20 protein-coding genes and 1 pseudogene are annotated in these 23,959 nt (G+C 48.0%); 9 read left to right on the forward strand and 12 right to left on the reverse strand.

Annotation, left to right across the window (positions count from 1 at the left end; genetic code table 11):
• Nucleotides 1–84: 84 nt before the first annotated feature.
• The 3 genes from ABT58_RS04185 to ABT58_RS04195 are packed head-to-tail and all read right to left on the reverse strand — an operon-like array spanning nt 85 to nt 4,109.
• Nucleotides 85–1,254, reverse strand: a complete 1,170-nt coding sequence (locus tag ABT58_RS04185; protein ID WP_047873117.1) for an iron-containing alcohol dehydrogenase — start codon at nt 1,252–1,254, stop codon at nt 85–87.
• Between the two features lie 8 nt (nt 1,255–1,262).
• On the reverse strand, nt 1,263–2,729 hold the full coding sequence (locus tag ABT58_RS04190; RefSeq protein WP_082210951.1) for an aldehyde dehydrogenase family protein: 1,467 nt from the start codon (nt 2,727–2,729) through the stop codon (nt 1,263–1,265).
• 12 nt (nt 2,730–2,741) lie between these two features.
• Nucleotides 2,742–4,109 (reverse strand): glutamine synthetase family protein, encoded by a 1,368-nt coding sequence (locus tag ABT58_RS04195; RefSeq protein WP_047873118.1) that lies wholly within the window; start codon nt 4,107–4,109, stop codon nt 2,742–2,744.
• Between the two features lie 300 nt (nt 4,110–4,409).
• On the opposite strand from ABT58_RS04195, the gene ABT58_RS04200 reads away from it, so the two are divergent.
• A complete protein-coding gene (locus tag ABT58_RS04200) occupies nt 4,410–5,090 on the forward strand; it encodes a DNA alkylation repair protein (protein ID WP_047873119.1) in 681 nt (226 codons plus the stop codon).
• A 213-nt stretch (nt 5,091–5,303) separates the two neighbouring features.
• Here the strand turns inward: ABT58_RS04200 and ABT58_RS24170 are convergent, their stop codons facing one another.
• The 4 genes from ABT58_RS24170 to ABT58_RS04215 form a co-directional block, all read right to left on the reverse strand.
• Nucleotides 5,304–5,468 (reverse strand): hypothetical protein, encoded by a 165-nt coding sequence (locus ABT58_RS24170; RefSeq protein WP_169749953.1) that lies wholly within the window; start codon nt 5,466–5,468, stop codon nt 5,304–5,306.
• 323 nt (nt 5,469–5,791) lie between these two features.
• The gene (locus tag ABT58_RS04205; RefSeq protein WP_047873120.1) at nt 5,792–6,091 is read right to left on the reverse strand and encodes a YfcZ/YiiS family protein; all 300 of its coding nucleotides are present in this window, start codon (nt 6,089–6,091) and stop codon (nt 5,792–5,794) included.
• 199 nt (nt 6,092–6,290) lie between these two features.
• Nucleotides 6,291–6,641, reverse strand: coding sequence for a DUF3316 domain-containing protein (locus ABT58_RS04210; RefSeq protein WP_047873121.1), 351 nt, complete (start codon nt 6,639–6,641; stop codon nt 6,291–6,293).
• A 226-nt stretch (nt 6,642–6,867) separates the two neighbouring features.
• Nucleotides 6,868–8,832, reverse strand: a complete 1,965-nt coding sequence (locus ABT58_RS04215) for a RecQ family ATP-dependent DNA helicase (protein WP_047873122.1) — start codon at nt 8,830–8,832, stop codon at nt 6,868–6,870.
• Between the two features lie 330 nt (nt 8,833–9,162).
• Here ABT58_RS04215 and ABT58_RS04220 point away from each other — a divergent pair, with 330 nt between their 5' ends.
• The 3 genes from ABT58_RS04220 (at nt 9,163) to ABT58_RS04230 (ending at nt 15,131) form a co-directional block, all read left to right on the forward strand.
• Nucleotides 9,163–10,806, forward strand: coding sequence for a methyl-accepting chemotaxis protein (locus ABT58_RS04220; protein ID WP_047873123.1), 1,644 nt, complete (start codon nt 9,163–9,165; stop codon nt 10,804–10,806).
• 148 nt (nt 10,807–10,954) lie between these two features.
• A complete protein-coding gene (locus tag ABT58_RS04225; RefSeq protein ID WP_047873124.1) occupies nt 10,955–11,410 on the forward strand; it encodes a c-type cytochrome in 456 nt (151 codons plus the stop codon).
• Between the two features lie 247 nt (nt 11,411–11,657).
• Entirely contained in the window at nt 11,658–15,131 is a 3,474-nt protein-coding gene (locus ABT58_RS04230) for an ATP-binding protein (protein WP_158261707.1), read from the forward strand.
• 25 nt (nt 15,132–15,156) lie between these two features.
• On the opposite strand, the gene ABT58_RS04235 is transcribed toward ABT58_RS04230, so the two are convergent.
• The 4 genes from ABT58_RS04235 to ABT58_RS04250 form a co-directional block, all read right to left on the reverse strand.
• Nucleotides 15,157–16,188 (reverse strand): YdcF family protein, encoded by a 1,032-nt coding sequence (locus tag ABT58_RS04235; RefSeq protein WP_047873125.1) that lies wholly within the window; start codon nt 16,186–16,188, stop codon nt 15,157–15,159.
• Nucleotides 16,189–16,368: 180 nt separating this feature from the next.
• Entirely contained in the window at nt 16,369–18,351 is a 1,983-nt protein-coding gene (locus ABT58_RS04240) for a flavohemoglobin expression-modulating QEGLA motif protein (protein ID WP_047873126.1), read from the reverse strand.
• On the reverse strand, nt 18,335–19,363 hold the full coding sequence (gshB, locus tag ABT58_RS04245; RefSeq protein WP_047873127.1) for a glutathione synthase: 1,029 nt from the start codon (nt 19,361–19,363) through the stop codon (nt 18,335–18,337). The genes ABT58_RS04240 and gshB overlap by 17 nt, the downstream gene beginning before the upstream one ends.
• A 128-nt stretch (nt 19,364–19,491) precedes the next feature.
• Entirely contained in the window at nt 19,492–19,842 is a 351-nt protein-coding gene (locus ABT58_RS04250) for a MaoP family protein (RefSeq protein ID WP_047873128.1), read from the reverse strand.
• A gap of 173 nt (nt 19,843–20,015) precedes the next feature.
• Here ABT58_RS04250 and hdfR point away from each other — a divergent pair, with 173 nt between their 5' ends.
• The 4 genes from hdfR (at nt 20,016) to ABT58_RS04265 (ending at nt 22,189) form a co-directional block, all read left to right on the forward strand.
• On the forward strand, nt 20,016–20,876 hold the full coding sequence (gene hdfR, locus ABT58_RS04255) for an HTH-type transcriptional regulator HdfR (protein WP_047873129.1): 861 nt from the start codon (nt 20,016–20,018) through the stop codon (nt 20,874–20,876).
• Between the two features lie 306 nt (nt 20,877–21,182).
• Nucleotides 21,183–21,341, forward strand: coding sequence for a hypothetical protein (locus ABT58_RS24175; RefSeq protein WP_169749954.1), 159 nt, complete (start codon nt 21,183–21,185; stop codon nt 21,339–21,341).
• A 262-nt stretch (nt 21,342–21,603) separates the two neighbouring features.
• The gene (locus ABT58_RS04260) at nt 21,604–21,909 is read left to right on the forward strand and encodes a DUF6916 family protein (protein WP_047873130.1); all 306 of its coding nucleotides are present in this window, start codon (nt 21,604–21,606) and stop codon (nt 21,907–21,909) included.
• A 97-nt stretch (nt 21,910–22,006) separates the two neighbouring features.
• Nucleotides 22,007–22,189 (forward strand): restriction endonuclease subunit S domain-containing protein, encoded by a 183-nt coding sequence (locus ABT58_RS04265; protein ID WP_047873131.1) that lies wholly within the window; start codon nt 22,007–22,009, stop codon nt 22,187–22,189.
• Between the two features lie 463 nt (nt 22,190–22,652).
• Here the strand turns inward: ABT58_RS04265 and ABT58_RS04270 are convergent, their stop codons facing one another.
• The gene (locus ABT58_RS04270; protein ID WP_047873132.1) at nt 22,653–23,408 is read right to left on the reverse strand and encodes a substrate-binding periplasmic protein; all 756 of its coding nucleotides are present in this window, start codon (nt 23,406–23,408) and stop codon (nt 22,653–22,655) included.
• 77 nt (nt 23,409–23,485) lie between these two features.
• Between ABT58_RS04270 and ABT58_RS24365 the strand changes: the two are divergent.
• A pseudogene (locus ABT58_RS24365) lies at nt 23,486–23,917 on the forward strand (hybrid sensor histidine kinase/response regulator); the annotation flags it as partial.
• Nucleotides 23,918–23,959 lie beyond the last annotated feature (42 nt).

A 23,959-nucleotide genomic window follows, 5' to 3' on the forward strand; every position in this document is an offset into this window, starting at 1 on the left:
ATCTTAGCGTATTGCAACCTGAGACAGTTGAGCATTCTTGCTACAGGCATGGGCTTTACCGGTATCGATTAATTGTCCGGTGGCCTAAATATCCAGCGTTCCTCGCATGGCATGTTCAAGGATGGTGCTGTATTGCGATGGTGACAGATGAATAGGGTTACCTTGTGCGGCCGGATCGTGATGCGCCTTTTCACCTAATGCTTGAGTATCCAGATCGTTCAGGCCGAGATCGGCCAATGTGTGGGGAATCGCTAGCTGTTGTCGTAATGCCAATATCCAATCTAAGACGGCGCGAAAATCCTGTTCGGGTAAGTCGAGATAGCGCGCCAAGCGTGCCATTTTCTCATGTAAATAACGGTGGTTAGCACACAGCACGTAGGGCATCAGTACTGCATTCAGCAGGCCATGGTGCTGATGGTAGGTCGCGCCGAGTGTGTGGGACAAGGCATGCATGGCACCCAAGCCTTTTTGAAAAGCTGTGGCGCCCATGCTGGCAGCGATGAGCATTTGGGTGCGCGCTTGTACGTCCTGACCATCTTGATAAACCACGGGCAGAAATTGTTGAATGAGCCGAATACCTTCCAATCCAACCGCTTCGGCCATTGGGTGATAATTGGCGCTGCAATAGGCCTCAAGATTGTGGGACAGAGCATCCAACCCAGTGGCAGCCGTGAGGTGGGTGGGCAGTGATAGAGTGAGCATAGGATCGAGCAAGACCCAGCGTGGCACCATGTCAGGATGAAACAGAATCCGTTTACGTTGGCTACCGCTGTCTGTTATCACCGAGGATCGTCCCACTTCCGAGCCTGTACCTGCGGTGGTAGGGATGGCAATGGTGGGCAACAAGGGTGCAAGTGGATAAGACGGTGGTGTAACGGTGCCATCTTCAAATGCCCACAGGTCGTTGGGAAGATCACAAGGCTGTGGCGTTAATAAGGCGATAGCCTTGGCGATGTCGATAGCTGAACCGCCGCCGATGCCAATTACGCCGTCATGTTGTGCGCTGCGACAGGCTTGAATCGCCTCGGTAATATGCGCCTCTGTTGGCTCGCCGTTGAATTGGCTGAAGACGCTGTTTTCTGCTGGCTTAAACGGTGCAAGCAGCCCTTGAATGAGTGGCGTTGTGAGCAGCTGTGGATCCACCACAAAAAAGGGATTTTGAATATTGGCCTGCTCGCAGTAATGGGGCAGGTGTTGGCTGATATGTTCACCGACGGCGATTTCAGTGGGAAAGTGCCAATGCAACGTACTCATGGTGTGGCCTATGGGTGCTTGATGTGAAAAGATTTCGGACGGGTTAACGTTTCAAACCCCATGTGTGAGAGCGCGTAGCCTTTGCCGGATCGTTTCGTGCCCACCCATGCCAGTCCCGGGTCCAGATAATCACAACGATTGACGAAGAAAGTGCCAGTCTCTAAGGCATTACCGATTTTCATGGCGCGGGCAATATCTCGGGTGAAAACGCTGGCCGTGAGGCCGTAGGGACTGTCGTTCATCAGGGCGATGGCTTCATCACAATAATCCACTTTATGAATCGGGATCACCGGGCCGAAGGTTTCTTCCTGCATGATGCGCATTTTGTGCGTGACGTGTGTTAACACTTGCGGGGCGAGATATGGCGTGCCTTCGCGGCTAAGCGGAAAGTTGGATTCGACAATGTGGCCCACCGCGCCCATGGCGATGGCTTCTCGTAATTGTTGACGCACATTATCTGCTGCTTGGGTACTGACTAACGGGCCTAATGTGGTGTATTCATCCAGCGGGTTATTCAGGCGATAGCGGTTGACCATGGCGGTGACTTTGTCCACAAACACATCATGAATGTCGGCATCCACATACACTCGCTCAATGCCGCAGCACGACTGGCCTGCGTTATACAGCGCCCCATCCACCACGGTTTTGACGGCATGGTCGAGATCGGCATCAGCACAGACATAGGCCGGATCTTTGCCGCCTAATTCTAACCCTAATGTATGAAAGTGACCGGCCGCCGCCTTTTCTATCTCGACACCGCCTCTTTCCGAACCGGTAAACACCACATGTTGAAGACGTTCACTGGCCACCATGATGGCAGTATTTTTGTGATTCAGGTGAATATGTTGGAAGACGCCGTTGGGTAAGCCCGCATCGTTAAAGGCTTGCTGTAATCGCAGTGCTACCAGCGGTGTTTGGGAAGAAGATTTGAAGATCACGCTGTTGCCCGCCAGCAGCGCCGGAATAATGGAGTTAATGGCGGTGAGGTACGGGTAATTCCAAGGGGCAATGACGAAAATGGTGCCTAACGGTTCGCGGGTGATGAAGCGGGTAAAGCCGGGCTTATCCGGTAAATGGTAAGAGGCAAGTGCTTGCTCACTCATTTCAATCATGGCCAGCGCACGCTCTTCCACGCCGCGCATTTCACTGGCGGCATGGCGAATAGGACGTCCCATCATCCAGGCAATTTCTTTGGCAATGGCCGGTGTATGGCTGAGTAAGGCCTCAATGGCATGCTGACAATATTGTTTTCGCTCGGCGAGAGGGACGCGTCGCCATTGGCGTTGAGCCTGATTAGCTGTATCCAGCGTACGATCCATGTCTTGAAAGTTAGCTAATGTGACAGACGCGACGACGCGCCCATCAACGGGAGAGACCGTGTTCTGAATGGTCTGGCTGTCACTGCTGTGACTCGTATGATGGCTAGCCTGTTGATTGTTGTGTTGGCTAGCGCGATCAGTCTCGGAACGACGCATACGCACTCCTCCCTAAATGATTTCAAAGTAGCGGTTGAGCTCCCAATCAGACACATGCTTGCGGCATTCTTGTTCTTCCCATTCGCGGGAGGCCGCAAAGTGCTCGACAAAATCATCCCCAAATAATTGCTTGGCAGCGTCTGAGTGTTTGAATCGTTGGGTGGCATCCCACAGCGAACGGGGTAATGCTAATTCACTGGCATGGCTCTGTGAGTAGGCATTGCCTTCGATGGGGGCATGTGGCTCCCAACCGTGCTCGATGCCCAATAAGCCGGAGCCCAACGCGACCGCCAAGGCCAAATACGGGTTCGCATCCGCCGCACCAATGCGGTATTCAATGCGTTGGCTGCTCGGACTGCCGGTGATCACGCGCAGGGCGGTGGTGCGATTTTCAATACCCCAAGTGGCATCTGTTGGCGCCCAAAATCCGGGGATCATACGGCGGTAGCTGTTAATGGACGGGGCTACCATGGGCAATAACTCAGGCATGAGTCGCTGTTGGCCGGCAAGGAAATGGCGCTGAAGTTCACTCATGTGATGCGGGGTGTTTTCCTCAAAGAAGGCACTGCTGCCGTCATCATTCTGCAGAGACAAATGGATATGACCACTTTGGCCGGGGTAGTCATTGCTCCATTTGGCCATGAAGGTCGCCATCATGTTTTCTTTTTGTGCCAGCACTTTCATGTAGGTTTTGAATAATGCGGCTTTATCGGCAGCATGGAGAGCATGATCAACATTCAAAGCGGCTTCTATGACGCCTGGCCCAGTTTCTGAGTGGATCCCTTCCAGCGGAAAGTCCATGGTTTCGGTCATGGCAAGAATGCGCTGATACAAATCGGAATAGGTGGAATTGCGGATCATGGAATAGCCGAACCAATCCGGCGTCACCGTTTCCAGATTGCGGAATCCTTTGGCACGAATAGAGTGGGGCGTTTCATTGAACAGAAAGAATTCATACTCAAAAGCAGCGTGTGGGATCAACCCCATGCGGTGTGCTTTGTCGATGACACGATGTAACACGCCACGGGGACATACCGCTTCTGCGTCGCCAGCAAATTCGGCGATGAACAGTAACATGCCGTCTTCATCCAGCACGTCTCGGCAACTGGCGGGCAGAATGCGCACCGGAGCATCCGGATACCCGGTGTGCCAGCCGGTGTAGCGGGTGTTGTCATAGAGCTGATCTTTAACATCCCAGCCCAACACCACATCACAAAAGGAAAAGCCCTTATCGAGCGAGGAAAAGAATTTGGCCTTAGACATGTATTTGCCGCGCATTACGCCATCGTTGTCGAACAGGCCTACTTTCACATGTGTCAATTGGCGTGCTTCAACAATACGCTTGGCATCTTCAATGGTGGTGACGTCTCTGGGATCCATACTTCGGTATCCTTGCCTGAGTAAGAGAGGAGGCGGTGTGCTGTAAAAGCCAGCAGTCATGCTGGAGGTCATGCATTTATTTGTTGTTCAATTTTTGTCATTGTGTGTTTCATATTTAAACGTAGGTATCGGCGTATCATTCGTCAACTTCGCGTCAACCTTGCACCAACGTTGCGTCAATCTTTGTCCGTCGAGTTTGTGTTGTGACATGGCGGTCTGGTGTTTGCCGCCAGTTTCACCGATAGCATTGCCTATTAATCTGTGCTCCAATACGAAAAAAGAAGTAAAAGGAAGTTTTTGATGTCACTTGTTATTCCTATGGTGATATTCATGCAACAACGCATGGCTGAAGCGGGCAATGCCGACACCGCAAAAGCGATGCAAGCGTACATGAAAACCGATCAACCCTTTTATGGGGTGAAGATGCCAGAGCGCAAAGCCATTTTCCGTCAGGCACGAGCGCACACGAAGATCACGCGCTTTGTGGAATACCAGCGTCTGGTGCTGTGGTTATGGTCAGGCGAGAACCGCGAAGAGCAGTATTTAGCGATGGATGTGGCGGAATACTACAAGGCATTTCGTACGCGAGAAGCGTTTGAGATTTATGCGGAAATGCTCAGCACCGCTACGCATTGGGACACGGTGGACAAAATTGCCTCGAATTTAGTCGGCCCCTTAGTGCTGGCCTACCCGGAATTGGAAGCGGAGCTGGTGGCGTGGCGTGAAGACGACAATATGTGGCTGCGCCGAGCGTCGTTGCTGGCTCACCTTAAACACAAGTCGCAGACTAATGTGGCGTTGTTAACGGAAACCATTTTGCTGCTGGCACATGAATCCGAGTTTTTCATTCAGAAAGCGATTGGGTGGGTACTGCGAGAGTACGCGAAGACGGATCCGGATTACGTGCGAGCATTTGTGGCAACGCATGAGAAGGCGTTGTCGGCATTGAGTAAACGCGAAGCCATGAAGCATCTGGGTTAGCCCTGGTTAGGCGTATTATCGCCACGCTTCATCGCGCGTCTTAAGCACTTGTTTTAAGCACTTTTAGATAAACGAACAGCCAATCTTGGGGAACAGGATTGGCTGTTTTCTTGCGTGTCATGTCAGAGTCTGCACGCGAGGTCATTAACCCGAGTCAGCACACACGTACTGACTCATATCGGGCTGTGGAAAGCGTTAGTGTTTAGTGATGGCTTAGCGAATTAAGCGACCAGAATCTGGGGCTAATTTGCCTGTACCGCCTTGGTGATGCGGGGTGGATGCGCCCATTTCCTGCATCAAAAATTCACGGAGTGCGGCAGATTCACGATCGTTGTTAGGTTTCCAGTTGGAAATGACTCGTGCTTTATTACTTTTCATCGAACTCTCCCTTTCTAAACATGATGTCCTACATGAGACATCCACACATCATGTGCTTAAAGATTCATAATGTTATCTACTCTCATACAATTTGGCGATAAAAGCAACCGCAAAATATGCATAAAGAATAAAAAATGCGCTGAATTTATGAGTCTAGTTGAAGATATACAGTAACAAAAGGTGGAGAAAACGCTTTTTGAGGCAAGGAGAGTGGTTGCGTAGACGGAGGAGAGTATGACCCAAAAAGAAAAGCCAATACGAGCATGTATTGGCTTCATGTCGGCGCAGAGCTATCCCGCGCCATAAACAAGCAGTGAGATCGCTTAACGGATCAGAGAGCGTGTTTTCAGTTCGTAAATCAGTTTTTCTGCGCTGCATTCAAACTGGATACGGGCTGTCAGTTCAGTGCTGTCGTCTTCAAGCGGAGTGACTTCGTGTTTGAAGTTAGCGTTCACTTCCTTCGCAAGTGCTAAGTAGTTCGCTAGTTCGCCTTCAAGCGCAGCTTTGTTGCTAGCAAAGATTTTTACTTCCGCAACGTCATCACCTTCTTTGATGATAAAGCCCATTTCAGCTGATACACCACAGGCTTCGCAGGTTTGGAATTCTTGATCGTTGTTTGTCATGGCTTCACTCTATCTTCATTATGTTATACCAAGCTATATCAACACTAAGATTGAGGTTACTTGGGAATATAGAGCCATTCTAAAACGTTGTGACCAAGATCGCTACGGTTGAATGTGCATTTCATATGACAAATTTTGAAATGCCGCCCGTGATGAGCAGCATTTCAGTATGCCGTGGCTTTTAGCTGGTTGTGTTTGACTAACGATTGTCCGATTCAAACGTATCGTAGCTATAGTCTACGTTTACAATGGCGCGGTATTTAACTTCGCCTTTGGCATTGGAAAATTCGTCGACCTGAATGTGAGAATTGTCGACTTTGATTGAGTTGGTTTTCAACCCGTATTCGTAAATGCCCAGAGTACGTTTCAGTTTGCGTGGGGATTCGCTGCGGATGTTATTGGCCAGTGTTTGACCCTGACGGTAAGCGCCTTCACGTGAGTCACTGACACCGGCATTAATATATTGAGAGGCTTGATTATTTTCACGGGTAAACGCATAAGATGCGGTACTGCAAGCGACCATTACTACTGATAGAAGTAGGGTTTTCATCATGGCTTCCTCGTGTTTACTAATAGGATTATTCACATCGCTATAGTAGACCTGCGCCTGATGGAGAACTTTCATAAAACGGGCGTTTTTTATCACTTAATTTGGGAAAAGAAGCTAACTGCCTGAAAGGGATAAATAAGCAATGACACAATATGCTGTGTCATTGCTCATAGCGCCTAGTATCTGGTACCGAGTATCCAGTATTTAGGATTTAGACGGGAGGCGGTTAATCCTTCACGACATGCGGGTAAAGTTGGCTGATTTGCTCGGCAATCATTTGGAAAGGGTAGGCCTCCATTTTGCCAAAGCCAGACAACTGACGTGCCTTGATCTGCGTATGCAGTGGCGTGGCCATGCCACACAAAAAGCGGGTAATTGCTGCCGCAGACGGCATGGCCGGGCAGGCGGCAATAAAGGGATCGACCCACGCTTTTAGCATGTTATGAGACACAGGGGCTTGTTCGGTTTCTTTTGGCAACTGTGCGATGTGTCCGCGACAGACCGAGCAATGGCCGCACTCAGCAGGGGCCTGATGATCGGCAAAATACTGTGCCAGGCGGTGACTCAGGCAGGTGTCACTTTCAAAAAAGGCCAGCATCTCATTCAAACGCTGAATTTCACTGTGCTCTTTATCGACAAACAGTTGATAGAGGCGCTGTGCCTCGGCGTTGATATCAATATCTTCACGGCACAGGCGGTAAACGTCGGTCATCTGCTTACTTTCCAGCGTGATCCAGCCTTTCTCGGCAAAGTAATCCAGCGCAGCGACGACGCGTTTACGTTCGGCGTGTGCCATCTGCCATAGCGCATCAAAGTCGACGGTGTACCAGGTACGGGCTTTTTTCGACGCACTGAAAATATGCTGTACGAACGTTTGGCGCTCGCCTTGGAATTGCCCGATGATTTCCGCCTCTGAACGCTCCAGTTTGAAACGGTAATCAGCAAAATAGGTGTATTGCGGCTCAATGATATTCGCCATCTCCAAATACACCAGCAGGGTTTTGAGTGGCAGCGTGCGGATGTTAGTTTCTTTCGACAGGCGCAGCTGAATCACTTCCCACTGGCGACCGTTTTGGCTCGGTTGAGCCTGTTCCAGCATGATCGAAAGCAGTTGCGAGATAGCGGTGTGATCCGGCGTGTCCCCATACACAAAGTTTTCCAACACATTCAAGCCCGATTGATTACCCAATAGGATACATTCCGACATGTTGCCGTCTCGACCGGCACGGCCGATTTCCTGACTGTAGTTTTCAATCGATTTAGGCAGATCAAAGTGGATCACGCGGCGAATATCTGCTTTGTCGATGCCCATGCCAAAGGCGATCGTGGCAATAATGCAGTGATGGTGGCCTGCCATAAAATCGTGCTGAATACGTTGGCGTTGTTCACTGTCCATCCCCGCATGGTAGGCTTGTGCGGTGTAACCTTGTTGTGACAACCATTGCGCTAAGTCTTCAGCGGTTTTCTGCAAGGTCACGTATACAATGGTCGGTAAAGCGGGCGATCCGACCGGTACAGCTTGTGTTAATTGTTTCAGCAGCGCTTCGGCTTTGTCTTCCTGCGGGGTCGGAAGAATATTCAAATCCAGATTTGAACGGTAGAAACCGGTGACCACCACATGCTCTGGCGCAATCGCAAATTTTGTCCGCATATCTTCGATAACCGCCGGTGTCGCGGTAGCCGTCAGCAGTAAGACCTGTGGAATATTCAGCTGTGCACGGTATTGCGGCAACTTCAGGTAATCCGGACGGAAATTGTGGCCCCATTCAGAAATACAGTGCGCTTCATCCACCACTAACATCGAGATTGGCACTTGTGAGATGAAGTGACGGAAACGCTCGTTATTCAGTCGCTCGACTGAGATCATCAGAATCTTGATTTGCCCACTACGTACGCCCTGCATCACCTGCTGGCTTTCATCCCACGTTTGGCTGGAGTCAATGGACGCGGCAGCAATGCCTTTGCTATGCAGGAAATCCAGTTGATCTTTCATCAATGCCAGCAATGGTGATATCACCAGAGTCAAATGTGGTAGCTGGAGGGCCGGTAATTGGTAACACAGGGATTTACCGGAACCGGTAGGGAAGATAGCCGCTGCAGAGTGACCATTGATGACATGTTGGATCACCGCATCCTGACCGGGACGCAGTCCATCAAAGCCAAAGTAGTGTTGCAGATTCTGTAGATACATAGACGAGCCGAGTTAAGAAGCCAGCCCATGATGATAACGAAGATTGCACGGATTACCTATTACCTTACCGATTGCCGTTTAATTTTTATATAGATGACAATTCAATGAATAAAATTTTGATATTACTGAAAAATGGAAGTGTGTTGATTTTTGAACGATGTTTGATTTTTAGTTGAGTCAATATTGCCACTCATGAGTAAAAAATATCAGGCCAACTGGCGTACGGTAACCACTTTTAGCGATATCTTTTGATAGGGATATTGATATACGGAAAAATCACAACGCATTCATAACAATGGGTATATAGCCCAATGATTTATAAGGAAGTATATGTCGTGGTTTCATAATTTGAGTTTTCGCTTTAAGTTTGCTGCTCCTGTTTTTATTGTCGTGACCATTTTCTCGTGCTTATTTGCGTTAGTGATGGTGGTGTTTAATGATCAAATTAACACCGACAAGGTATTGGATGATCATATTGAACCGGTGTTGGTCGATATGGATGACGGTTATCGAGATTTGTATCAGGTCACGACCGCCGGCAAAGGGGTCGTACTGGCCAATAATGATCCGGAGCAAATTGCCCATTATCAGATGCTCTATGCTGATGACGAGCCGAAAGCATTGGGGCGCCTGCTGGCAGCGCAGCGATTAGTGGATGCAGGGTTACAAGATCGCAGTTTGCAAGTGACCATCGACCAACTGGAAGAGCAGTATGCGCGTTGGGTAAAACACTACGCGTATATGGTCGAGAACCCGACCGTATCGGTGGCCTATTATGCCAATGAGCGTGAAGCCATTGAGCGGGAATTTGCCACACTGATTGATTTGTTCAAAGTGGTACGAAGCAGCGTGGAAGCCAATGCGGCAACGTTGCAAGTTGCGATTGATGATGAAATTACGCTAGCAACACGCGCACTGAGTATTGGCGTGCTGGTGGCCATTCTGTTATCTGTGCTCACAACGTGGTTTATTTCAGGCATTGTTATCACACCGTTACGTCGTTTGTCTGAGAGTATGCACGATATCGCTCAGGGTGACGGTGATTTAACCCAACGCATTGACGTACAGAGCCGTGATGAAGTCGGGCAGTTAGGAGAGGCTTTTAATGCGTTTGTGACAACCATTCATCAAACCATCAGTGAAGTGTCATCAACACTGGTGACGGTACAAGAAGCGACGGCACATATTCAACAAGAAACACAAGGCGTCGCGCTAAATGCCGCATCACAGCAAGAAGAAAGTGCACAGGTGGCCACGGCGGTGAATGAGATGAGCGCGACCAGTGACAATGTGAGCCAGCATGCGAATGATGCGGCGCAAGCCAGTCAGCGTGCGAGTGAAGAGTCGGATACGGCACGTAATGTGCTGGGCGATGCCGTTGTCTCGATCCATAAGTTGGCCGATGACATTGATGCGTCGAGCCAAGTGATCACCGAACTTGAACGCGATGTAGGTAATATCGCTTCGATTTTGGATGTGATCCGAGGCATTGCTGATCAAACCAATTTGCTGGCATTGAATGCGGCGATTGAAGCGGCACGTGCGGGCGAGCAAGGGCGTGGTTTTGCGGTGGTGGCTGATGAAGTCCGTTCACTGGCCAGCAAAACGCAAATGAGTACCGGCGAGATTCAGGCCATGATTGAACGCTTACAATACGGCGCAAAAGAAGCCGTAGTTGCCATGGCGAGCAGTCGTGAAAGCGGGATCAGTACGGTCGAGCAGGCGAATAGCGCCAACAGTTCGTTGGATGCGATCAGCCAATCGATTAATGTGATCAATGAGATGAACCTGCAAATTGCCACGGCGGCGACACAGCAGAGTCAGGTGAGTGAAGATATTAACCAGAACGTTCAGCGTATTGCAGAAAAAAGTCAGGAGATGAGCGGTACCATTCAAAGTACAGAGCAAGCGTTTGTGACCTTAGCGACGCGGTGCCAGCAACTGAGAACCCAAGTCGGGCGATTCAAAATCTGAAGACGTTGTCCGTAAACATTGACTGACTCAAACAGAAAAACCTCCACCCGGAGGTTTTTCTGTTTTCTGGACACTGACTACGCTTTACATGCCTGCTTTCGTTCCAGAGAGCTGAGTGCATAACAGAATGGTAAAGGAGTGGTGTGCAATGAAAAAACGAGCGTATGTTTTCATCTTATCCACGGTTGCCCTGCTGACTGCGTGTGACAAGCCTGAGCGGGGTAATACCGCCAGCTTCACGCTGCCGGAGGGGAATGCAGCGCATGGGGCTGAGTTATTCGTCAAATACCAATGCCTGAGTTGCCACACCCTTGAAGGGTATGAGCGGCCAGCGGAATTGGATGAGTCCGGAGTGAGCATTGCCCTCGGGGGGAAAGTCCAGAGATTGAAAAATTACCAGGATCTCGTCATGTCGATCATTAACCCATCGCACCGGATAGCGCATGGTTATGATCCCGAAATCGTCGTGCGTTCAGGTGAATCTATCATGCCGAGCTATAACGATGTGATGACCGTGACGGACTTGATTGATTTAGTCACCTTCCTCGAGGGGCAGTATGAATTGCAACCTTTTGAGTACACGGAATATGGTTTGTACTACTAGGTGGCATGGGCCACTCCGGTCTTCGGGGTGGCCTTCTTTGAAGGAATTGTAAGCAAATATTGAATCTAATTTACAGGTTATAGGGGCTGCATTATGATGCTGCGTTTTTTATTTTGAATCCCTGCCCATGAATCGCCTGTTTTTAGCTCTGATTGTTTTTTTTCTTTTATGTAGCAATGCGTTAGCAGAATCATTCACCTTAACATCCGAAGAGAAACAGATCATTGCACAACATGATGAATTAGTGGTGGCGAGACCAACCCAATATCGCCCATCGTATTGGGGCAGTAAATCTGCTGATGGTATAGAGGGAAGTTATCAGCATTTTATTGTGGAACTGGGCAAGGTGTTGCAGTTACCGATTCGATTTGTTGATTTTAAAACATATGAAGACATGTTTTCTGCCGTCAGTTCTGGTGAGGCAGACGCATCATTAGGTTTCATTTCGACTCAAGCACGCCGTCAGATGGCGATATTTTCTGATCCTATTTTTCAAAATTACCATGTGAAGTGGTATGCCAATGAGCATGCGAAAAAAAAGCCGTTGCGAGAGATGCATTGGGTTTGTGTTCGAGGCATGCTCGCTTGTGATGAACTGGCGGCACTCGCACCTAAAGCTCTGAAAAAGGTAGACACACCGGAAAAGCTTATCTATAACCTGGCATCTGGTCTGGCTGATGCAGCGATTGTGAATTACGTCACTGTGTATGATTATTATGGCAAGATTAAATCGGGTGAATGGCAAGGTGAAATCGAATTACTGAATCATACTAACCCCGATGGTGCATCATTTGTGATGACGGATACACATTCGGAATTAATGGCGATTATAAATCGTTACATTCAATTTGCCATCGAGCATGAGTTATTCACGTCAACATATTCAAAATTAACACTTCTGCATAATGATCTGATTTTACAGTCTATTTCTGATCAATATCGACGCAATGTATTACGTTACACGATGCGTGATGATTTGCATCCATTGTCATACCGAGATCCTAAATCAGGCCGTGTTGTGGGTTATGTGCATGATATTTTGGACATGTTTTCACGTAAAACCGGGTTGGCTTTTCAATACGTACCTCCTAATGGCCGTTCAGCGAAATCGATGCTGGTCAATGGGGAGGTGGAATTTATTCCCGGAATGTTTGTTGATCTGCAAAATACTGATTCATTCATTGGTACAACCCCCTTTTTCACCGTGCAATGGGTACTGATAAAAAGTAAGCAGTCGGTAAAAGAAGCTAAATTGGCTATCTTGGATAGGTGTAATAGCTTTAATGAAGGGGATTCGACAGCCCTCGTTTCTACCCCATACTTGCTCTATAAAGACATTAATCAACTGCTATCAGATATTTCTGCCGGCGTGATCTCTCATGCCTATGTGCCACAAAGTGTGTTGGATGTGCAGTTGTACTTCAATAAAGGCAAACATTTTGACGTAGTCGTGTCCGATAACAGTTCATTAGCGGATGTAGAGTTAGGGATTGTATTACGCGAAGATTCAGATCTTTTGCGTGGTGTATTTAACGCCGCTATTGAAATCACGACAGACAATGAAATTGATTTAGCCCGCTTAAATCACCATCGCATTATTGCGCAATATGGTTTTGACAAAGGAACCGCAACTCATGTTGCAGCCTGGGTGGCAGGGCTAACAGTTTTGATTATTCTGGCTGGGTTGATTCACACCAAGCGATTAAAAGTCTCCTTGTTGTCAGCGCGAGCGACGGAAAAGCGTTCTTACCAACAAGTCGAATGGCTGATGAAACTGCTGGATAACATTCCGGGCATGGTGGTGATCACCGATGGTTCGGGTAAACCGATTTTATCGAATAAGGCATTTAAAACCTGCTTGTATGCGTGTGAGTTGAACCGTTGTGCTCATCATGAGCAGCCTTGCTTCTTTTTAAGTGCATTGGGCGGCGTGATGACGGACGATGAGCAAACGGAATTACACCTTAGTAAGGTGGGATGTGCCATTGAAGATCGATATTTCCGTATATTGCGTGAATCGGTGATCAACCCGCGTGACGGGGAAGAATACAACATCACGGTATACGATGATTTCACTGAGCTGAAACAGCAGCAACAGCAACTGAAAGAGTCAAAACTGCAAGCGATTCATGCTTTGAAAGCGCGAGAAGCCTTTTTGGCTATGATCAGCCACGAACTGCGTACGCCGTTGGCGGCGATGATGGGGTTGATGGAATTGCTCAGCTCTAAACTTAAGCAAAAAGAAAACCAGGAACTGATGCAAAATGCGCAACTGTCCGCAGAGCGCTTGAAGTTGCTGGTGAACGATATTCTTGATTTTTCCAAGATGGAAGCCGAGCAGCTACAACTGGATATGTACCGCAGTAATGCGTTTAATGAATTGTGTCCGGTGATCCGCACGTTTGAAAGCCATGCCCAGTTTAAGAAATTGCAGTTCGTGATGGACTGGCAGCCAACCGCATTGTGCATGGCTGAACTTGACTGGCACCGCGTGGTGCAAATCATCAATAACTTGCTCAATAATGCGATTAAATTTACCGATCATGGGCATATTGCCGTTTCCGTGATTACGGCTGAGCAGTACCTGCAATTAGAGGTGAAAGATTCAGGCTGTGGCATGACCCAAGAGCAGTTGGCGCATTTATTCCAGCCGTTTGCACAGGGTGACCGTACCATTACTCGCCGCTATGGCGGATCTGGCCTGGGGATGTCTATCGTTCAGCGTTTGGTGGTATTGATGGGCGGCACCATTGATGTGGTCAGTGAAGAAGGGCAAGGCACCACGGTGACAGTGACATTGCCGGCGGCTTTCATTCCGGTAGATAAGCATGAATGCAAACCGGTGTTTGCCGCTGATCAACGTATTGCCCAGTGGTTAGCGGTATGGCAAGTGAGCATTGATGACAATGTAGCGTCTGACAGTGCTTCTATTGCGTTGATGGTCGAGAGTGACAATGTGTATCCGGATGTGTTACTGAAGCAACTTTCTGCTTACATGCCGAACGCGATGGCGGCAGGGCAGATGGTGCAATTCTCTGGTACGGTGCTGGTGGCGGATGATGACCCGATCAACCGTTTACTGTTCCAAAAGCAGTTGTCTAAGTTAGGGTTAACCACGGTCATTGTGAATGATGGTCTGGAAGCTATCCAGACGTTACAGGCGCAAGTCCACCAAATAGATGTGGTGATCACTGACTGCCACATGCCAAATGTGGATGGGTATGAACTGACATTGAAGATCAAGGGGGATACAACGTTATCGCACTTACCCGTGATTGGCTGCACGGCGGAAGATTCCCGTCTGGTGACAGAGAAAATCAAGCAAGTGGGCATGGATGATATCGTTTATAAGCCTTATACCCTGAGTGAGTTATCGAGTATTTTGGGTAAATACTTCACCTCAGCCAAAGAAGAGGACAGCCCAGTCACACTCTCTTGGCTAGGCGATTACGATGTGGAAGAACAGCTTGAAATGTCACAGGTGGTGCAGGCGGCGTTAACGTCGGACTATCGCCTGGTTGCAGCTGAAAACTGTGACTTACCCGCATTAGCACACCGAATTAAAGGATCGGCCCATGCATTGGGGATCAGTGAACTGGCCAATGCTGCGAAAGCCTGTGAAGGGGTCAGTGGGCAGGCGGCGGTGCAGGCCAAACAGCGTTTATTGTCTGAAATGGAAAAAGTCATTCAGGCGGTAAACCGATGGATGAAGAGCCGTTAATGGCGTCGTCAGTGGCTTTCTTCTCCTAAATCTCCACATACTGGCCTACCCGAAAAGCGGGCAGGCCAAATCCCCGTAATGCATCAATCACACAGTTAATACGTTGTTGCCCATTGGGCGGCGGCAAGGTGGTGGTGTTTCCGTCGGTCACAGCGTGCTTTGTACACGCTGCACGCTTTATCTTCTCTATGTACTCAACACTGGTCGCATTGATGGCTATCGTCGCTGCGGATTGTTGCATGCTGTTAAACAGAGTCAGTGCGCGATGCACATGGTTAGCATGCGTGACCAGTGTGAGGTGTGTGATGCCATGACTTGCGGCAATGGCCAAGCTGTTGCTGGTGTTTTCTAACGTATTCGCGGCAAGGGTATCCATCAAAATATGTCGGGTATCAACACCGTGCTTCACTAACCATTGCTGCATGCACTCGGCTTCCGTCATTCCTGCTTGTTGAACACCACCGGTCACGATGATCCGGCTGGTCGGCGTCTGCTGTTTGAGCATTAATAGGGCTTCAAGGCGAGCCTGAAGCAAATCCGACAGACTGCCATCGGGATTGAGTTTATGGCCGAGAATCACAAAGGCGTGCAGAGTCATCGTCTCTCCAGGCATAGCAGGCAGTGCTTTAGCCGACAGTGCCATCGGCGTGGTGAGTAGCGTGTTTACGGTGTCGATAACGTTGGAGAGTGACTGGGCTCGGTGTGGGGTGCGCGCCTGTAGTGAGCATTGAGTCTCTGCTGCGAGTTTGTCGAGTCCGGTAATGGCATACCACATGGTCTGATAACACAAGATGTCTTCTTGCTGCTGGGTATTCGCATGGACCAGTGCTTGCTGATACAAGCCTAAGGCCGTGGGTAGGTTGCCCTGAAAGGTTGCCATATTGGCGAGGGTGATCAGGATGTCGGTACGCAGAGTGGGGGAAGTCAGATGACAGGCTTGACCGAGATAGAAATTAACCGCATCCAGATTGGTCACGGATTGCCCGTAAAGCGGGTAGTGGGTGCGATTGTTGCTGTTATACGCCTTGCGTGCTTGCTGAAGAAACAGGGATTCCATGAGAGCGCAATTCCATTGCTGAGCTTGTGCACAGCATGCCGTATTCTGACGGTATCAGCAATGAGAGAAGAATGCGTGAATGGCTTTACGATGGTCCGGAAGGGATAATTTGTCACTTGAGGACAGATAAAAAAACGCCGGAGAGGGAAACCCTGTCCGGCGTTTTTATTTCAATCTTGGTTACTTGATGCAGCGCAGCATGTAATCAATGATTGGATCGTGGTTTTCTTTCAGCTCAAGTGCTTTCGGTAGGAAAGCGGGCTTGTTCAGAATCTCACGGGTGATCAGCTCATCCAGCAAGGGTTTGAACTCAAAACCGGTTTTACCCACGAACAACGACGTCAAATCTTCATTCGCGTACGCATGCAATGCATCTTTCAAGCCTTTCAGGTAGAGGTAGTCTTTGGTAAAACCACCGCCACGGTAAGCACGGGCTGTGATGGTAAATGCATCGTCCTTGCTTAGCTTGTATTCGTGATGCAGCACGTGGTAAGTCTCGTTAAAGGTCTCACCGCGTACCATCATGTCAACCGCAATCACGCGCAACGCCAGTGTTTTCAGGCGGTGCAGCGGGAAGCTGCCAGACAGGTGCTCACACAGAATCGCCAGGCCTTCTTGCGTATGGGTGTTACCCGGCAAGCCTAGCTGCAACACTTTCAGTGGCTGCATTTCTGCGTTGGCACTGGTTACCAAGTGTACGCCCAACTCGTGGTGGATCAGGGCATTCAAATCTTTCTGATTGAATTTAGCACCCAAGTTCACCTTGATGTTGCGACCACTCACCATCGCACGTGCGATCAGCTGCTTAGAGCCTGCGATCTTACACTTAATGCCGTAGTCATCGGCTGCGTCTTTAAACGCTTGGATGGCTTGCTGTGCCGTGATGGTTTCGTCTTCCGGCTCATCATATTCGCACGCATGCAAAATGAAGTTCGCGTTGGCGATGTCTTGCTGATCAGGCTGGCCGTAGTAGCGCAGCGAGTTGTACAAGAACTCATCCGTACCGATGCTGGTTAGCAGGTCGATACGTACAGCCAGCTGGTCGATCACTTTGCGGTACATCTGCTGGATGTCAGCATCGCGAATATCTTCAACCGGCAGACGGTAAAGCTGCTCACGGAACTTGTACGGATCCAGGTCAAGCTGACGATACGTAAAGTTCGGCTGATAATCATGCGGACGCTGCAAGAAGCGACGTTTTTCCTGCTTGATGTTCAGCGGGTTGATGTAGCTTAGCGTATTCACACCGCGTGCAATCGCATGCAACTGACGGTCAAGCTTGATCACTTCACGTGGCAGCTTAGACGCCAGAATGTGGCTGCTGGTTAACTTCTTGACCTTGGTACGACGCAGAATGGTTTCTGCCGCGTGCTCGGTCAATACGTTCTTCATTTCCGCCTTCATTTTTTCGATAACCAGCGGGTAGCTTTCCCCACGGGCTTCGTCCATAAAGACTTTCTTCACTTCCAGCGGCATGATCAAGGTATTCTTGAAGTTTTCCTTCACGAACGTCGCTTGGTAACCCATACCTTGGAACACATCGTTCACCTGCGCAGTCACATCGATATTTGGCAACTCAATGTGGCTGAGTTTGTCCATCAGGCTATCGATTTCTTTGCGCCAGCGGCGGCGGTTTACTTGCTTAGTCCCCAGGTTGAATACCGGGACTTCGCGTTCAATACGCTGGTAGTTGTACGAATGCAGATCGTACAGCAGACACAAACCGAAATGGCTTTCCAGTGTGTCAACCAGACACGCCAGAATGCGGTAGTAGGTGTTGTGTTTTTCCAGAGAGACAGCACGCTCAGCGTCAGTCAGTGGCGTTGCCCATACTGGCTTGCCCCAGGCTTCTTCGTAGATGCAGTTGTCCGGGCCACGGTTTAAATCGTACTCGTAGCGAGAATCTTCCCCTTGCAGCACGATAGGCAGCGAGGAGATGAAATCACCGGTAAACGGATCTTCTTCGAAGTAACGCTCGTCTTCATTCAGCAAACAGTTTGGCATCAGGTCGCCGCGCAGGCGGTGACCGTGATGGATCGCTGTGGCAATGTACGGCTGGTATTCGCTGATGCGAATGGTCAGACTGCCGTCATTGAGCTGTGCTTCAAACGGGATGAGTTGCTGGATCTTATCCAGCACCTCAGCTTCAGTAAGCTGTAGCATCAGCAATTACCTGACGGAATTCGTTCTTACGCGCAATACCGATTTCTTTTGCTTTTACTACGCCTTCAGCAAAGTCCAGTACCTGTGCTTGTAGCTTCACGCGGTTTAGACGGTTGATACGTGTGATGCCGCCTGGGCTCAGTACGTTAACTTCAACCAGTTTGCCTTTGATCACGTCAAGACCCACGAAGTACAGACCATCGCGAACCAGTTTAGGACCAATGTGCTTACACAGTTGGATCTCTTCTTTAGTCAGTACGTGTTTCACTTCACGGCCACCAGCGTGGATGTTTGAACGCACGTCACCTTCTGCAGGTACACGACGCATTGCACCGATAGGCTCACCGTTTAGCATCATGATGCGCACGTCGCCTTCTTCAGCGCCTTCAATGTAGTCTTGAAGGATTACGTAGTTTTGGTCATCGCCAATGTAGAAATCTAGCAGTGACTTCACGCTTGATTTCGCACTTTTCTCGACTAGGATTACGCCCTTGCCGCCGTAGCCGTTCAATGGCTTCAAGATCATACGATCGTTAGTGCTTTCCTCTAGAACGCGCTGTAGGTATTCGCGGTTCTTAGATACGTGTGTTACAGGGATGAACTCGTTGTTCGGATCTGGCAGCGACGTGGTGTATAGCTTGTTGTTGGCTACACGTAGACCGTCGATGTCGTTCATGATGAAAGTTTGATCACGAACTGAATCTAGGAAGTTCAACGCCATCGTATCTAGCGGCGGGTTGGCACGCATGAAAATAACATCAAAACCTGCAAGCGGTAGCTGAGCGCTGTTGAACTCGGCTTTGCGGTAGAAGCTAGGGATGTTTGAAGAAATCTCACCTTGCTTCAACACCTGGCAGAAAGCCAGCGCAGTGCTGTGGCGCATTGTTAGGTTATTCGGTGTTGTAATGGCTACCGTGTGACCACGCGATGCAGCTTCGTGAATCATGCGCAGTGTTGAGTCGTTTTCTGGCTCAACTTTATCCCACGGGTACATAACAAAACAAATTTTCATAGCAGTTGCCTAATTGCTGTCATCTTCGACAGGGTGAAAAAGAATTAAGCCATCACACTCGCGTGGATGGCTTATTCGGATTACTTAATTTTCTTTTTTATGCAGAACAGGAAGTTCTGTCATATTTTTTAGATGTCGATGTCAGAAGAATCGTTATCAACATCATCATCGTCATCGTAGGCACCGTTCTGTTTGCGCTGAGATACGCAAAGGGTGTAACTACGGACTTTGTTAGTGGTTTTACTTACGTACTTAGTCCAGCACTTCGCAAGACTGGATTGCATGTCTTTTTCGCCGCTGACTTCCGCAAGAAACTCTGCTTCAACTTCGGATTGAGGAGCCAATGACCCGTCTGTTAGGGCGCGCATAGTACGGCCATAGTTCTCTAACAGTTGAGCTTCACTGACGGTGAATACACCAGAACGGTTGAAGCCACGTGGGAAATTTTTATCGTCGTAAAATTTGCCTACACTTCTCATTTAATATGCTTCCGGACGAGATTTGCGGTGATATTCTTTCACTGACGGTAAGTTGTAAAACAAATTTTTTTCGTCGTGACGATAAATTTCACTTATTGTGGATTGAGTAATGTAAGTCCCTCTTCAGATGTATTATTATGGTTTTATATTCTCCTTAGTTATTGAGATCGCTAGTGGATACAGAACTACTCAGAACATTCCTTGAAGTAACAAAAACCCGTCACTTTGGTCGCGCGGCAGACAATCTTTTTTTGACCCAGTCTGCGGTCAGCTTCCGTATACGTCAGCTTGAAACCCAATTGGGTAATGACTTGTTTTCTCGTCAACGCGGTAATGTGCATTTAACTGCCGCCGGTGAGCGCCTACAGCCTTATGCTGAGGCGATTTTGCAAACATGGGGACGGGCGAAGCAGGATGTGGCCTTAAGTGACAGCCATAATCAGCAAGTAACGATCGGGGCCTCTTCGTTGTTTTGGGAGTTCGATGGGATTTCTGATTGGATCAGCCGCATCTACCAAAATGTGGAAGGTTTAGCGCTGCGTCTGGAATCGGTACCGCGCCAAAGCTTGGCTAAACAACTGCTCGATAAAAGTATCGATGTGGCGATTACCAGTGATCCACCGAAAATTGAGCACCTTCACGTAACCAAAGTACGTGACTACCAATTGCAACTCGTCACTAATTTCCCAGATTGTGCGATGGATCAAGTGAAGGCGCGTCCACTGGTTTACCTCGATTGGGGCACACGTTTTTCGCTTGAGCATAGCCGGATCACAGAATTGCAAAAAACACCGATCATGCACACTCACTCCAGCAAGATGGCGGTGGAGTTTTTGATTAACAATAATGCCGTCGGTTTTCTGCCATCACCGGTTGTGGCCAGCAGCGTACAAGAGGGCCTGTTGTTCCCGGTTGAAGGCGCGCCAGTCATGGAACAATCGCTGTATTTAGTGTGGCGTGAAGACACTGAAAAGCTGGAAATGCTAGAAGCGATGCTTGCAGTACCATTTACGCAAATCATCCAGAGTGTATAACCGTATTTAATGCGGACTGTTGCATAAGCAGTATTGATGATGATGATAAAAATTACTCGTTGTACACAAAATACGATGATCTCCTATTCTCAGTTTGCTCCCCCTGACAAGGCAGGGGAACACGGTTGATGTATATCGCAACGTGAGTGTGGAAGCGGGACACGAGCATCTTGCATTGCTGTCTTCTTCTATTCTTTGCTGCTGTTTATATCGGCAACAGTACTGTGCAATAGATCCAGTATTGTTGTAAGTGTACAACTTAATAGTAATTAGTTACTTACTCTGGAAGAGTTTCAGGAAACAGTCATGGCTAAGTTAGATCAAAAATTCGCTAAAGGGTCTAAGTCAAAAAACAAGTTCGATTTTGAAGATGATTTTCAAGATTTCGATCAGCAATCAAGGAAGAAAAAGCGTCGTGTCGCGCGCCAGCGTGATGCATTTCCGGAGTACGAAGAAAACTATTAATTTCTTATCATCGCTTGATGAATAAAATGAAGGGTGCCTGAGGGTGCCCTTTTTGTTATCTGTAATTTCCCCTCTCTCAATTAAGCGTAGTAGGCTGTCCTGTCCTGTCCTGTCCTGTCCTGTCCTGTCCTGTCCTGTCCTGTCCTGTCCTGTCCTGTCCTGTCCTGTCCTGTCCTGTCCTGTGATTGTGTTTGTTCTGATCCGGTTTACGCTTTACATAGAGAAACGCACTATCTTCTGTTAACTCTCATGGGGGAGCGGTATGAACCCACTATCGATGAATAATGCACAGAAGCTGATAGGGGAAACCATTAGCTTGTTTGATGAGCAGGGACGAGAAGGCCACTTTGTCGTCGACGCCGTGTTGCCACTAGAGCGTCACGGGTTTGATGACTTAGGCCGTGTGATAGAACATTTCGTGATTAATTTCCAAGGGGACGGCAGTACCCATTTCCCCGATGGGCATTATCATTTTAAGCACCCCAAGCTGGGTGAAATCCCCTTATACGTGTTTCATAAGTCCGGCCATGATTATGAAATCATTGTGGATTCACAACAGGTTGGGTAATGCAGTGGCACGATGCTCGGGAGAGGTAACGGGAAGATTTATCATGTATAATGGCCGACAGTTGTTTTATTTATCGAGTTAAAGCAAAGGTTGAAACATGCTAGACAATCTAAGTATCCCTGAAGATATCGAAAAAGAGCCAGAACTGCCGCTTCCTTCTCTAGAAGATCAAAAGCGTATTGTTGAGGAGCTCAAGCGTCTTGAGGAAGCCGGTGAGTTGACACCTGAAGTGCTTGAAGCCTTCATGACAGGTGCACGTAAACCAGGCGACAACGCTTAAGTTGCCTCAAACGGTATAATCCGAGACCAACGCCAACGGCATCATAGTGTGATATGGTGCCGTTTTTATTCCAACATCTCTCAGTCTGTTACATTGTTTTCATTTTATTCTGTATTTTGCCTCGGAATATGCTGGTGAGTGGATTCATTTTGTCTGATTAAATGCGTCAAATATTAATCCTCTCTCTTAAGCAAAAATTAAATAATAGCTAACGGCACAACAATGAGAACACACATCGATACAAAAGTATTCCGTCGTAATCATAAAGTGATAAAAGTCGACGGTTTATATTATCTGTACACAAAAAAGTTTTTTCTTTTTTGGGTGTCGGATGGTGTTGGTTATAATTCGAAAAAGGAAGCAACAATATCAATACCTTATCGTCGCTGTTAGTGACAGCAACGTGTTGTCACTAACAGCATAACCCTGTATTTATAGTGGTTAATGGGTAAAATAAAGCACCCTAATAGTAATGGTGGACGATTGTGTCTATCTCTCCACGCTGATGCATCACCATTAATCGCTGGTTGATGAATGTTTGGAGGGTTTTATTCATGTCGGGTGAAAAGGCCAGGTAAATAGAATAATCAGGAATGACTTTCTGAAAGGAGGTAATATTATAGTCTGATAATAGTTGATTATTCGTTTTTAGATGGTACTTAATCCGAGATGCCATCTCTACAAACGCCGCTTCTCCCGGGAGTTTATTGATGATTCGGAATGCGGCGCTATAATCTTTGACGCGAATGACGTCCACGGTACCATCCTTGATAAATGGTGTTAGTTGTGGGTAGTCGAATCCGTGTAGCAGAACGACCACTTTACCTGCCAAGTCATCCATCGTTTTAAATTCTAATGCTCCTATTTTACTGCTCATTAACACGTGCTTCACGGTGTAAATAGACTCGTCAGACAAGTTTTCTGCCTGTACGCCTCCCCATGTGGGGCTGCCATAGGTTAACCAGTTAGGCTCTCCCCCTGTCTCTAAGATTGATATCATCCGATTAAATGGGAAAGTGTGGTAAGCAATATCGTATTGACTGCCAGAAAAAATCCCCTGAACAATCTCTGTCACAATGCCCGAATGGTGATTATTGCTTTCGATTTGAAAGGGAGCGGCCTGCTTCGCAATAACGTAATAGTTCACCGTCTCTGCACTATGGCAGACTGTCGCTGCCGGCCCCAATAGGGCGCATGCCAATGTGATGCCTTTATTCATGCTGACTCCTTTTTCAACAAATTCTAATGGGGTCTATGATTAGGGTAGTGGGGGATGTGAAGAGCGTGAGCATAAGGATGGCAAAAGTAAATTGGCAATCACAAAATAAGTGGAATCTGAGCGTATCAAAACAATTGTTGGTTATTATTTTGATAATAAGCTCAGTATTTACCATTTTGTCTTCCAGCCTGAGTTTATATTTTGATTACAGGTCTGATATTGCTGATATACAAGCCTTATTTTTACAAATTGAAGACAGTGATGTCTCTGCACTCTCTGCCAGTTTATGGGTCGAAGACAGAGCACAATTATCTATTCAGGCTCAAGGTATTATGCAGTTACCCGGTATATCGTATTTGCAGATTACCGATGGCGAAGAGGAGATAATCGCGTTTGGTCAGCAATTAACGGACAAAGTAGCGGAGAAGGCGTGGAGATTAGAATATGCGACATCGAAAAAAAATTATCAATTGGCCACCTTACTGGTGCAGTCTGACTTATCGATTATTTATGACAATCTGCTAAAAAAAGGAATGATACTATTAGTCGGG

The sequence above is a fragment of the Photobacterium aphoticum genome, from assembly GCF_001029435.1.
Taxonomy (GTDB): domain Bacteria; phylum Pseudomonadota; class Gammaproteobacteria; order Enterobacterales; family Vibrionaceae; genus Photobacterium; species Photobacterium aphoticum.